At 74.2% G+C, this 12,341-nt stretch carries 7 protein-coding genes and 1 pseudogene; 4 read left to right on the top strand and 4 right to left on the bottom strand.

Features of this window, described 5'->3' with window-relative positions; genetic code table 11:
- From UW392_RS37490 to UW392_RS37505, 4 genes and pseudogenes are all read left to right on the top strand, one after another.
- Positions 1-937 (top strand): annotated as a pseudogene (locus UW392_RS37490) (serine protease); the annotation flags it as partial.
- A gap of 28 nt (positions 938-965) precedes the next feature.
- Positions 966-1,982 (top strand): MoxR family ATPase, encoded by a 1,017-nt coding sequence (locus UW392_RS37495; protein WP_320779701.1) that lies wholly within the window; start codon positions 966-968, stop codon positions 1,980-1,982.
- Positions 1,982-5,341: an SAV_2336 N-terminal domain-related protein gene (locus UW392_RS37500; protein WP_320779702.1), complete on the top strand. Its 3,360-nt coding sequence runs from the start codon at positions 1,982-1,984 to the stop codon at positions 5,339-5,341. Before UW392_RS37495 ends, UW392_RS37500 begins: the two co-directional genes overlap by 1 nt.
- A gap of 147 nt (positions 5,342-5,488) precedes the next feature.
- Entirely contained in the window at positions 5,489-6,526 is a 1,038-nt protein-coding gene (locus tag UW392_RS37505; RefSeq protein WP_320779703.1) for a rod shape-determining protein, read from the top strand.
- 1,007 nt (positions 6,527-7,533) lie between these two features.
- Here the strand turns inward: UW392_RS37505 and UW392_RS37510 are convergent.
- The 4 genes from UW392_RS37510 to UW392_RS37525 are packed head-to-tail and all read right to left on the bottom strand — an operon-like array spanning position 7,534 to position 12,324.
- A complete protein-coding gene (locus UW392_RS37510) occupies positions 7,534-8,640 on the bottom strand; it encodes an FAD-dependent oxidoreductase (RefSeq protein WP_320779704.1) in 1,107 nt (368 codons plus the stop codon).
- Positions 8,637-10,652, bottom strand: a complete 2,016-nt coding sequence (locus UW392_RS37515; RefSeq protein WP_320779705.1) for a class I tRNA ligase family protein — start codon at positions 10,650-10,652, stop codon at positions 8,637-8,639. Before UW392_RS37515 ends, UW392_RS37510 begins: the two co-directional genes overlap by 4 nt.
- 37 nt (positions 10,653-10,689) lie before the next feature.
- Positions 10,690-12,021 carry a lysine N(6)-hydroxylase/L-ornithine N(5)-oxygenase family protein gene (locus tag UW392_RS37520; RefSeq protein WP_320779706.1) on the bottom strand — a complete coding sequence of 444 codons (1,332 nt, stop codon included), beginning with the start codon at positions 12,019-12,021 and terminating at the stop codon, positions 10,690-10,692.
- 51 nt (positions 12,022-12,072) lie between these two features.
- The gene (locus UW392_RS37525) at positions 12,073-12,324 is read right to left on the bottom strand and encodes an acyl carrier protein (RefSeq protein WP_320779707.1); all 252 of its coding nucleotides are present in this window, start codon (positions 12,322-12,324) and stop codon (positions 12,073-12,075) included.
- Positions 12,325-12,341: the final 17 nt, after the last annotated feature.

The raw sequence follows: 12,341 nt of genomic DNA on the forward strand, positions 1-12,341 counted from the left end.
GCTGCGGTCCTGGCCGCACGGTCCGGGCCACGGCGCCGGCCTCCCCGCGCAGCAGACGGGCGGCGCCCGTCCCGCGGCGGCCGGCGCGGGAACAGCAACCGGAACGGAGACCCACCGCCCCTGGTCGCCGATCCTCGTCGAGATGGCGCCCAGCGGCTGCGGCACCGACGAGTCGGGCCGGCAGATCGTCGTGGTCGAGGTGTCCGCGTACAGCGGCCGGCACCGCCGCGTGGTGGGCTCGCGCCGGCTGCCCGCCGAGCGGGTCCGCCCGTACGTGCTGGAGCGCATCGACGAGGCGTACCACGAACTGGAGCCGCGGGCGCGGGAGCTGATCGCCTTCGTGCTGCCGCGCCGCTGGCTCAACCTGGACGTGGCGCACTGGCAGCGCAGCGCCGACGACGACAGTCCGCTCGGCGCCTTCGCCCCGCTCGTCGTCATGGACCTGGAGCGGCGCCGCAGCGGCGGGCTCCAGCACAAGCTGCAGCAGAAGTGGCAGCTCCTCGACGGTCAGGCGGCCCCGCCCCGGCTGCACCGCATCGGCTGCGCCGGCACCGGCCAGGACCCGGTGAAGCTGACCGTCGGCCTGCGCCGCGCCGCCGACGTGGTGGGCTTCGGCTTCCCGCCGCGCGCGGACGGCACCCGGCGGCTGTTCGGCGCCGGCCTGAACGCGCCCGTGCCGGTGATGCTGTGGCCGCGCTCCGGCTGCCGGGGCCCGTCGCACGAGGACTGCCGGGGCACCGCCTTCCTGGACCGCCTCGCCGAGCACCTGGCGGGCCTCCCGCCCTCCGAACTCCCCGCCCACGTGCACGAGCTGCGGGAGGCGGCCTACGCCTCGGAGTCCGCCGAGCCGCACTGGGCGGACGACCTGGCGCTGCTCTGGGAGGACCCCAGATGCCTGCCCGATCCCGTCGGCTACCAGCACTCGCCGGTCGGCTGACCCGAGTTCCCCCGAGGAGCACCTCCCCATGTCCCTGTGGCCCGTCTACACGGGTACGAGCGCCCCCCACGACGGCATCGACGAGCTGCCCGGACCGCCCCCGTGGCGGTCCTTCGACGGCGGCCCCGCACTGCCCACCCCCGCCGACCACCAGGACGCCTCGGCCACCTCCCCGGACCGGCTGCACCGCGCCCGCACCTACCGCGCCACGGACCGGGCGGTGCAGCTCGTCAACGCCGCCCTGTACCTGCGCCGGCCGCTGCTGGTGACGGGACCGCCCGGCAGCGGCAAGTCGAGCCTGCCCTACGCGGTGGCGCGCGAGCTGCGGCTCGGCCCGGTGCTGCGCTGGAACATCGCCAGCCGCACCACCCTCCACGACGGCCTCTACAGCTACGACCCGCTGTCCCGGCTGTACGCGGCGGGGCGCGCCGCCGCGGCCGAGGTGCCCCCGGACGGCGAGCTGGAGGACCACCTCCGGCTCGGCCCGCTGGGCACCGCCCTGCTGCCCTACGGCCGGCCGCGCGCCCTGCTCATCGACGAGATCGACAAGGGCGACCTCGACCTGCCGAACGACCTGCTGAACGTCCTGGAGGAGGGCCAGTACGAGATCCCGGAACTGGTGCGGGCCGCCCGCCACACGCCCTCGGCGGAGGTGATGGTCGACGGCACGGACGACCGGGTGACGGTGGAGCGGGGCCGGGTGCGCTGCCGGGCGTTCCCGTTCGTGGTGCTGACGAGCAACGGCGAGCGCGAGTTCCCGCCCGCGTTCCTGCGGCGGTGCGTCCGGCTGGAGCTGCACCAGCCCCGTGCCACGCACCTGGAGCAGATCGTGCGGGCCCACCTCGGGGAGCCGGACGCCTACGCCCGCGAGCTGATCGCCCGCTTCCTGTCCCGGGGCACGGACGGGGAACTGGCGACGGACCAGCTGTTGAACGCCCTCTACGTGACCGGCACCGCCGGCTTCGACGCGGCCTCCCGGGACGAGCTGGCCGAGCGGCTCATGCCGTACCTGAGCCGCACGGGCGACGAGGCGGACACCTTCTGATGGACGGTCACGGGGCGGACGGAGCGGATCCCGCTCACGCGGCGGACGGGGCGGCGGGCGCCGGCCGGCTGGCCGAGCTGCTCGCACAGGTGCGCGGTGAGCACCCGACCTCCGTGGAGCTCGCCGAACTGCTGTGGCTGGCGCGGCACATGGCACCCGTCGAGCCCCGGTCACCGGAGCACCCGCGATCCCCCTCCCCCGGCGACGCGGACGCACCGGCGGCGACCGCTCCCCCGTCCGGTCACCGGCCCCCCGCGGCGCAGGAGCCGGAGGCCGGGGCGGCGTCCGATCCGGAGTCCGCGCCGGAACCCGAGCCCGACCTTCCGCCGGGGCACGAGCCGGGACACGAGCCGGAGCGTGCCGACGGACGTGTCCCGCTGCGTCTGGCCGGCGACGGCCCGCCGGACGCCGGGAGCGCCCCGTACACCTCCCTGCTGGCGCCCGCGCCCCCGATGCTCGCCCGTCCCCTCCCCCTCCAGCGGGCCCTGCGCCCCCTCAAGCGCCGGGTCCCCGCCCCGTCCGGCCACGAACTGGACGAGGAGGCGACCGCCCACCGCATCGCCCGCCTCGGCGCGGCGCCCCGCTGGTGGCTGCCCGTGCTGCGGCCCGCCGGCGAACGCTGGCTGACCCTGCGCCTCGTCCACGACAGCGGCCCGACCATGCCGGTGTGGCGCCCCCTCGTCCGCGAGCTGCACACCGCCCTCGTCCAGTCCGGTGTGTTCCGCACGGTGGTCGCGCACCGGCTGGCGTCCGACGGCACCGTACGGGGGTGGGGCGCTCGCGAGCCCTACGCCGACGGGCGCACCGTCACCCTGCTCGTCAGCGACTGCAGCGGGCCGCAGTGGCGGGACGGCGAGGCGGGACGGCGCTGGTACCGGGCGCTGCGGAGCTGGGCGGCCCGCATGCCGGTGGCCGTGGTCCAGCCGCTGCCCGAGCGCCTGTGGCGCACCACCGCGCTGCCCGCCGCGCCCGCGCGCCTCTCCTCGCCGTGGCCGGTGGCCCCCTGCGGGGCGTACGAGGTGGACCCGTACGCGACGGGGACGGCCGCGCCCGGCTCGCTCCCCCTCCCGGTCCTGGAGCCCGCCGCGCCCTGGCTGGCGAACTGGTCCAGGCTGCTGACCGGGGCGGGCCCGGTCCCCGGCGCCGTCGCCCCGCTCCTCCCCGGGCCGCCCCCGGACCCGGTGGACGAGCGGGGGCGGGCGGACGTGGACCGGCTGTCCGCCGAGGAGCTCGTGCTGCGCTTCCGCTCCCTCGCCTCGCCCGAGGCGTTCCGGCTCGCGGGCCACCTCGCCGTCGGCCGCCCGGAGCTGCCGGTGATGCGCCTGGTGCAGGCCGCGGTCGACCCCTGTCCCCGCCCGCAGCACCTGGCGGAGGTGATCCTCAGCGGCATGCTGACGGCGGAGCCCGGCCCGCCGGGGACGTACGCCTTCCGCCAGGGCGTACGGGAGCTGCTGCTGCGCACGCTGCCCCGCACCGCCCACAGCCGCACCGCCGGGCTGCTCGCCCGCGTGGGCGCGCCGATCGACGCGCGGGCCGGGCTGGCGGCCGGCGAGATCCCGGTCGCGGCCCCGGGGCGCGGGGGCGCCGCGGTGCGGGGCGAGCCGTTCGCGACGGTGCGCGAGGAGAGCGTGCTGCGACTGGGGGGCGTCCCCGTGGACCGGGCCCCGGCGCACGACCCGGACGGGACTGCCGGGGGCGGCCGGACGCTCCTCACGGCCGGCACCGGCGACCCCCACGCACACCCGCGGACCCACCAGGCCCTCGGCCGCCTCCTGCCCTGGCTGCTGGCGCTCGGCGGCCTGGGCCCCGACGCGTACGACACGGTCGGCGCCGACTCGGGGCACGCGTTCCTGCTCGCGCCCGGCGCGTCCGTCGCGCCCGTCCTGCAGGCGGTGGTGCGCGAACTGCCGGGCGCCCTGCGGGAGCTGGACGCCCGGCCGGGGGTCCGGGTCACGTTCCGGCACCCCGGCCCCCCGGCCGCGGCCGAGGAGCCGCCCGCCCGGGACGGCACGCCCGCGGACCTCACGGTCGTCCTCTCCCCGGCCCTCCACGGGGAGCTGGAGCCCGCGGACGCCGCCCGCTTCCGCCCCCTCGCCGGTCCGTCCCCGGACGCGCCGCCCCGCGCCTGGTTCCTCCCCCTCGACCTCCCCGGGCACGCCCCGCAGCCCGGCTTCCGCGACCTGGTGCGCGGCCCCCTCACCGCGCCCTCCGCCGAGCTGATCCGCCCGCCCGAACCGGGCCGCACCGCCGTCGTGACCGCCTCGCCCGCCTCCCGCTCCCCCGTGACGTACTACGAGGTGGACCTCACCACGCACCGGGACACCCACCAGCTGCTGCTGCCCAGCGCCGACCGCAGCACGTTCGTGGCGGCGGCCGAGCTGTCCTGGCACGTGTCCGACCCCGAGGCGTTCGTGCGCGGCCGGAGCGCCTCGGTGGCCGCCCGGCTGCACGAACACCTCGCGCGGGAGGCGGCCCGCCTCACCCGGCGCCACCCGCTGCGCTGGGCGGGGGTCGCGCAGCGCGCGGTCCACCAGCAGCTGGGCGGCTGGCCGGTGCCGGGGCTCGCGGTGACGTGCGCGGTCCGGCTCTCGCCCGGCCCGGCGCCGCGGCTGGACCGGTGGGACACCTCCACGCGCACGTCGGCGGCCTCCGACAGCCTGGCGCTGGTCCTCGCCGACACCGAGTCCGTGCTGCTGGGCTTTCCCGGCACCCTGGCCCGGATCCCGCCGGGCCGCCGCTCCCGGGCGGCCAGGGCCCTCGCCACCCGCCTGGTGGAACTCCGCCGTCCCGAGGACGCGCTGAAGGGCGAGCATCCGCTCCGGCGGGGCGCGCCCGCGCCGCTCAAGGACGGGCACACGGACCCGCTGGAGCTGCTCCGCGCGCTGTCGCACCACCCGCTGGCGTCCGAACTGAGCGGCGCGCTGGACGAGATCGAGCAGCGCGACCTCGGCGCGGCGCCCCTCACCTTCGCCGGTCCCCTGGTGTACGCGCTGGCCGACCGGGGCCTCGGGGTGGCCGTCGTCACGGACCACTCGGCGCGCGCGGTCACCACGTACCTGTCACGGCGGGGGCTGACCGGACCGGTCTCCGGCGGGGTGCACGGCCGCTCGCACACCCCCGTCCGCCTGATGCCGGACCCCGACGTCCTGCTGCGGGCGCTCGAGCGCCTGGGCACCGCACCGGACGACGCGGTGCTGATCGGTTCCTCCGTCGCCGAGTGCACCGCCGCGTCCGCCATCGGGCTGCCCTTCATCGGTCACGCACCCGACGACACGGCCGTACGACGACTGCGCGAGGCGGGCTGCCGCTGCGTGGTCACCTCCCTGGAACCAGTGCTGCGCGCCGTCCGCCCGACCTGACTCCCGACCCCGCGTCAGCGGAATCACCCGTCCGGCGGCACCCCATCCGGCCCCTCCCGGAAGGCGTCCCGCGCGCGTGCCCCGCACGATGCTGGGAGATACGCAACTCACGGCCCGTCACGGTCTGTGCACTCGGGAGGAACCGCCATGACCGCCAGTCTGGACCAGCTGCGCCGCTGCCATTTCGCCGTCGACCTGGGAGCCGCCCGGAGCCGGGTCTACATCAAGGGCGCCGGCCTCGTCGTCGACCAGCCGAGCGTGGCCGCCGTGAACACGAGGACCGGTGCGCTGATCGCGGTGGGGGAGCTGGCCGAGCGGATGAACGGCCGTACGCCCGACTACATCCGCGTCGTCCGGCCGGTGTCGGGCGGCACCGTCGTCGACATCGAGATGGCCCAGCGCATGCTGCGCCAGCTGATCGGCGACAAGATGCGCCGCGCGCTGCGCCGCAAGCCCTTCCTGCGCGGGGCGGCCTGCACCCCGCACGACGCGGACCCGCTCGCCCGGCGGGCGACGATCGAGACGCTGGTCGGTCTCGGCGCCCGGCGCGTCGAGCTCGTCGACACGCTCATCGCGGCCGCGGTCGGCTGTGAACTGCCGGTCGAGCGCCCGGAGGCCACCATGGTGATGGTGTGCGGGGCGGCCGCCACCCAGCTCGCGGTCCTCTCCCTCGGCTCGATCGTGACGGCCCAGCGCATCCCGGTGGGCGGTGAGGCCGTCGACCACGCGATCGTGCAGCACCTGCGCCACCACCACGAGCTGATGCTGCCGAGCCAGTCGGTCCGTCCGCTGCAGGTCGCCCTCTCCGGGAACGGGCTGTCCCCGCAGGGGCCCGCCTTCACCGACATCCACGGCCGGGACGTGGCGACCGGACTCGCCCGTTCGGTACGGGTGGACACCGCCTCCGTGCGCGACGCCATCCAGGGCCCGCTGACCTCGGTGCTCGACGGCGTCGGCAAGGTGCTCCGGGAGTGCCCGCCCGACCTGGTCGCCGACCTCGCCGACCGGGGCATCGTGATGGTCGGCGGAAGCGCGCTGCTGCCGGGCCTCGACCAGATGCTGCGGCACGCGACGGGCATGCCGGTGCATATCGCGGAGCGCCCCGACGTGTGCGCGATCGAGGGCCTCGGCGCGATGCTGGAGGGCCGCGTCCAGCCGCTGGAGCTGCATACGCCGGCCCGCTGAGCCGCGTCTACGCCCCCCGGGCACGTCTCGACCACCTCGGCGCCCAGTTCCCGGGCCCGCCGCAGCGCCCGCGCGTACAGCAGCTCGCCGATGCCCTGCGGCCGGTGCCCGGGCAGGACGCGCGCGATGACCGTGACCGTGGCCGAGCCGTCCACGGGAGGCCGGACCGTGGAGTTGCCCACACGGGGACGCCGTCCTGCCGGGCGAGCTCCAGGTGGTTGTGGACGTGCCGCCGGTCCGCCAGGACCCGCGGGTCCCCGGCGCCGCACACGCGTGCGATGTGAAGATCCGTCACGGGGGCAGCCAACCGGCGGGCACCGCACGGAGTCGACCGCTCGGGGCCGACCGTTCGGGGCCGGTGGGGCAGGTCAGTAGGGCAGCACCCGTCCGGAGGGCGTGCGCCGGTCGACGGTGGTGTCACGCGGGGCGGAGGGCCGACGGCTGGTCTGGATGCGGATCCGGCGGTTCATGACGGCCTCCCGATGATGTGCCCGGTATGTCCCTGCGGCTGGCGGACCCTTGTCCGTGTCTGTCCGTGCCCTGCCCTATGCGACCAGCCCCTCCTCGCTGCCGCGACCTGGTACATCCGTGCCCACGCAGGCACGCGCCATGCCTCCGCGGGCGGGAGTCCTCGCCTCCGGCCCGCCGGTGCTACGCGCGCCGGGCGCCCACGGCTCCCCGCACGGCGCCCCGGACCACCGTCCGCGCAGCACGCGCGAGGGGCCCGGATACACGTGCGCCCCGACTGGCGGGAACCAGCCGGAGCGCACGATGAGACAGTTGCCGTCGTTTCTGCGGAGGAAGTGCGAGGCGGGGCGGGTGGGACTCGAACCCGTTGAGGCCCGCAGCCTGCGGGACAGGGAGATCACCGAGGGGATACGCCGGATGCACAAGGCCGACCACGGCGTCCACGGAGCCCGCGGGATCCACGTCACCCTGATGCGCGAGAAATGCACGGTGGCCCGTCGCACGGTCCAGCGCAGGAGTACCGAGGCCCGTGAGGAACGTCAACGGTGCAGGGCGAAACGGGGGTGCGGTGTGCCGCGGCCCAGGACGAGGTCGGCGGCCATCTCACCGATCAGCGGGGCGAATTTGGCGCCGTGTCCCGAGCAGGGCGAGACCACCACCACCGGGCCGTGCCGGTCCAGGACGAAATCCCCGTCCGGAGTGGAGGTGTAGAGGCAGGTGCTTCCCGCCACCGGTTCGGCCCGCAGCCCCGGCAGCCAGGCGTCCACGAACCCGGTGACGGCGGCCCGCGAGACCGGATCCGGCACCCCGGAGCGGGTGTCGGCGGTGGTCGGGGCCCCGTTGCCGAGTTCGGCCACCTTCACCGCGGGCGCGGGACCGGCGTCGGAGCCGGAGGGGAGGCCGAACATCTCGACCTCGCCCCGGTGCAGGAAGACCGGCCAGTCGACGTCCGGATCCCGCTGACGGAAGTGGAAGACCTGCTGCTGGGTCACTGCCAGCGGTGGCGTCGGTATGCCGAAGACACCGGCCAGCTCCGGCAGCCATGCTCCCGCGGCGATCACCACCCGCTCGGCGAACAGCTCCTCGCCCGAGGCCGCGAGGAGCCGGACACCACCCGACTCCGGGTACGCGGCGTGCGTCACCCGTGTGCCGGTGAGCACCCGCGCTCCCTGCTCCTCGGCACGGCGGAGGCAGGCCGCCACGGTGGCGTCCGGGTCGACCACCCCGGCCTCCGGATGGTGGAGGACCGGACCCTCGAAACGCATGCCGGGCAAGCGCCTGCCGGCCTCCGCCGCCGACAGCAGCTCGTGCGGCACCCCGGCGTCCGCCAGCACTCCGGCCAGCTCCTCCACCCTGGCCCCGGAGCCCGAGTCCAGGCCTCCGGTACGGCGTCGCAGGACGGTGCCGGAGTCGGTTTCCAGCTCCCGCCAGCTCTCCTCGGCCCGCCCCGTCAGCGCGACGTAGAACGGGTCCGCGTAGGTCCGGCGGAAGATGCGCGAACTGCCGTACGAGCTGCCGTGCCGGTGCCCCGCCGCGTACGCCTCCGCTACTGCGACCCCCAGCCCCCGCCCGGCGAGCCGCCAGGCGGTGGCCGCTCCGGCCAGCCCCGCGCCGACCACCACGACGTCGATGGAGAGGGGGCTCATGACCGGGTCGGGGCGGCGGGCACCGGTACCGGCGCGGGTGGTGCGAAGAACACCGTGCCGGCGAGGTCGACCTGGGTGCCGGGCGGCAGCAGTTCGACCGTCCTGGGCCAGTGTGCGGGCACGCCCAGGCCGAGCGCCTTGCCGAGCCGCGCCGCGAAGCGTGGCATGAGCGGTGCCGCGCCGTGAGCCAGCAGGCGGGCCGCGGCGAGTTCCAGTGCGATGACGGTGCGGTTGTCGTCGGACCACCGGGTGGCGGCCAGCGGGCTCTCCTGACGGGAGAACCTGACGGTGTCCTCCACCAGGCCGTGCAGTTCGGCGGCAGCCCGCCGCAGGGAGAAGCCGTCCGGGCTCAACGCGGAGGTCAGCGCGGAAAGCCGCACTCCCAGCGTCCCCAGGAAGGCCGAGTGCTCCGGCGTCCAGTTCCCGGCGTCCGGTGCCACACCGTCGTACCGCTCGACCATCCGCTCACCGAGGTCGTTGAGCCACTCCTGCCAAGTCCCGATGAGGGTGCCTCGCACCAGCGCGTCGTACTCCGCGCTCGCGAAGTTGGTCCGGTCCCCTTCCGGCCGGGTGCTCGACAGGAAGTAGCGGACCGCGTCGACGCTGTCCGGACCGAGGATCTCCTTGCCCCAGATGGCGTGTCGGCGGCTGGTGGAGAACTTGCTGCCCTCCAGCAGATAGAACTCGTTGACGTGGTAGTCGATGTCGGGAGCCCACTCGGGGAAGGCCGCCTTGTAGAGCACCGGGGCGAGCACCGAGTGGTAGAAGGCGTTGTCGTAACCGAGGAAGTGGACGATCTTCCAGTCCTGACCGGGCTCGGCCACCCGCCAGTTCCTGCTCAGGCGGCCGCCCAGCGCCTGGATGCCCTGCAGGAACCCGTAGGAGAGTTCCACCCAGGCCCAGATGACCTGGCCCTCGGTCCCCTCGTGTTCCTCGGCCGGCGGCGTGCCCCAGGAGGCGGGATGGCTGACGGGCAGGTTCAGGGACGGACGGTCGAAGACCCGGGCGGTGAGTTCCCGTAGCCGGGCCGGCACCCGACCGTGGCGGTGGTGGTCGATGACGACCTCGTGGAAGTCGTGCAGCGGCAGTGTGTACCGGGTGATCGGCCCGCGCCGGGGTCCGGCCGCCGACAGCGCCGAAGCAGCATCGGCCAGATCGATGACGGTGTTCGGCTCACCGCACCCCTCGCACATGTTTCCGCCGGTCGTGGAAGCGCACGTCGGGCACGTCCCGCTGACGTCGACCTCGTAGAGGTACTCACCGGTCTCCGCGTCGAAGAGCGCTTCGTCCGCGCGCGGTGCGACCACCCCGCTGTCGATCAGGCGGGAGAAGTACGCACGCAGCCCGGCGCGGTACGCCTCGTCCCGGTGGGGCACCGTGTACTGGTCCACCCGGATGTCCATGAGGGCGAGCGTGTCCGCGATCTCCGCACTGTAGTGGGCGGCCGTCACCGCCGTCGCGCGGTCCTCGGCCCGGGCGGCGGCCTGGACGTAGCTCTGGTGGTCGTCGCTGCCGGTGACGTGCCAGGCCTCGACGCCGTTCATGCGCTGGAAACGCACATAGGCGTCGGCCCCGAGATACGGGCCCGAGAGATGTCCGAGGTGCAGATCGCCGTTGGGCGTCGGTGGGGGCGAACAGACGAAGACCGGACGTTCACCGAAGCCGAGCCGGTCGGCCGACCGGGCCGAGACCAGCGCCCGGTCGGCGTCCCTCCAGTACTGGGTCAGGAACACCAGGTCGGTGTCGCCGGTGTTCTCCAGTACATGGCTCTCGAAGGGCTCGAACAGAGCGAGCGAGCCGGGCGCGACCGGGTGCCGCGCTCCGTCGACGACCAGCTCGCCACGGCCCTGGACGATCACGAACATCTCGGTCTCGTCGTGCCGGTGCGAGAGGGATCTGCCACCCGGTGGGACCCGGCCCCAGTCGGCGCCCACGCCCAGCCCCTCGATGCCCGCGAGACCGATGCCGAAACCCTCGTACTCGATGTTCCCGTCGTAGACACTGATGATCACGTCCGGTACCTCTTTCCCATGGTCGTGCCCGTCCTCGTCACACGGTCCGGAGCTGCTCGGCGGACTCCTTCGACGACCACGCGACGAAGGAGGGAAGCTGTTCTTCCGTCCGGACACCGAGCAGCCGGTCCACGATGCGCCGGCTCCGCCAGGCGTTGAGGCTGAGGTTGGGGTCGGCCAGACCGCGTTGTTCGCGGACGGCGTTCTGCACGAAGACCCTGCGGTCGAGCGGGCCGTCCCAGTACACCGCGTAGTCCTGGTCGACGCGCAGTTCGTCGCCCTCGCGCTCCAGCCGGTGGGCGATGGGGGCGAGGAAGTCCATCGGTGCGGGACGGAAACCCGTCGCCCAGATGACGACGTCCGCCCGCTCGTGCTCCACCGCGCCCCGTTCCTCCTTGTGCCGGACCGTGAGGTCCCACGGACCGGCGGCGTCGCCGGTCACGTCGGTCACCTCGCGATGCGGGTAGAGCCTGGCCAGGTCCGCCGGGCCGGCTACGAAGGAAAGGACGTAGAGCTGCTGGTAGATCTGGCGCAGTGTCGCCTCGGACACCCCGTCACTGCTGAGCAACTGCTCGGTGTTGAAGGCGGACCGGGCTTCGGACGGCAGGTTGTAGTGGTGGTCCGCGTGGCAGGGCATGTAGAAGTCGTTGGTGAACGGCGAGTCGTCCAGCGGCAGGAAGTTGCGCCGCCGGGAGAACCAGGAGACCTGTCCCGGTTGCTCGCCTCCCGGGCGGGAGATCAGCTCCAGGAAGGCCTCCGCGCCCGACTGGCCGCCGCCGATCACGGCGACCCGCTTACCGCCCAGATCACCGGCCTTCTCCATGAACTCGCTGACGTGGAAGTGGGTCTGGCCCAATCTCGGCCGGGCGTGCTGCGGGACCCACGGCTGGGTGCCGACCCCGACCACCACGTTGTCGGCGGTGACCAGGCGCCGGTCGGTGCGCACGACGTAACGACCGTCCCCGCTGTCGTCGAAGTCCACCTCCCGCACCTGTTCACCGAAGACCACGTTGTCGTTGCGTCTGCTGGCCCAGTCCAGGTAGTTGCGGAACTCCTGGCGGGGCACCTCGGAGAACTGTGCGTTGAGGAAGTGGTACACCCGTCTCTTCTGGTGGAGGTACGCCAGGAAAGAGAAGGGGTTCGTCGGGTCGGCGAGACTCACCAGGTCCTTGAACATGGACACCTGGAGGGTCGTACCGGGTATCTGCTGGCTGTCGTGCCAGCTGAAGGCGGGCTTCCGGTCGAGGAAGAGGTTGGTCGTCTCGGGATGGCTGTGCAGGAGCGATGCCAGGCTCAGGTTGGCCGGCCCTGCACCGATCCCGACGCACCGATAGTGCGCCTGGCCGGAGCGGGCGATGTCGGACCCCATGGTGCGGACCTCTCTGTCGGTCGTCGGTCGGGGACGAGGAGCCTCGTGCCCTCAGGCGTCACCGGCCAGCACGATGAACTCCACGGCGTCGCCTATCGTCTTGAGGTTCCTGGCCTCCTCGTCCGGAATGGTGACGCCGAAGCGCTCCTCCGCGGCGACGATCACCTCGACCATGGACAGGGAGTCCACGTCCAGCTCGTCGGTGAAGGACTTCGATGGGGTGATGTCGTCGGTCGGGATACCGGCGACCTCGTTCACGATCTCCGCGAGACCGGCGAGAACCTCGTCGTGCTGAAGAGCCATGTCACATGCCTTTCGAC

The organism is Streptomyces sp. CRN 30 (assembly GCF_034105845.1).

What these genes read in the sequence shown, in the direction of transcription:
- UW392_RS37495 (WP_320779701.1), top strand. Translation starts at nt 966, where the DNA reads ATGTCCCTGTGGCCCGTCTACACGGGTACGAGCGCCCCCCACGACGGC.
- UW392_RS37500 (WP_320779702.1), top strand. Translation starts at nt 1,982, where the DNA reads ATGGACGGTCACGGGGCGGACGGAGCGGATCCCGCTCACGCGGCGGAC.
- UW392_RS37505 (WP_320779703.1), top strand. Translation starts at nt 5,489, where the DNA reads ATGACCGCCAGTCTGGACCAGCTGCGCCGCTGCCATTTCGCCGTCGAC.
- UW392_RS37510 (WP_320779704.1), bottom strand. Translation starts at nt 8,640, where the DNA reads ATGAGCCCCCTCTCCATCGACGTCGTGGTGGTCGGCGCGGGGCTGGCC.
- UW392_RS37520 (WP_320779706.1), bottom strand. Translation starts at nt 12,021, where the DNA reads ATGGGGTCCGACATCGCCCGCTCCGGCCAGGCGCACTATCGGTGCGTC.
- UW392_RS37525 (WP_320779707.1), bottom strand. Translation starts at nt 12,324, where the DNA reads ATGGCTCTTCAGCACGACGAGGTTCTCGCCGGTCTCGCGGAGATCGTG.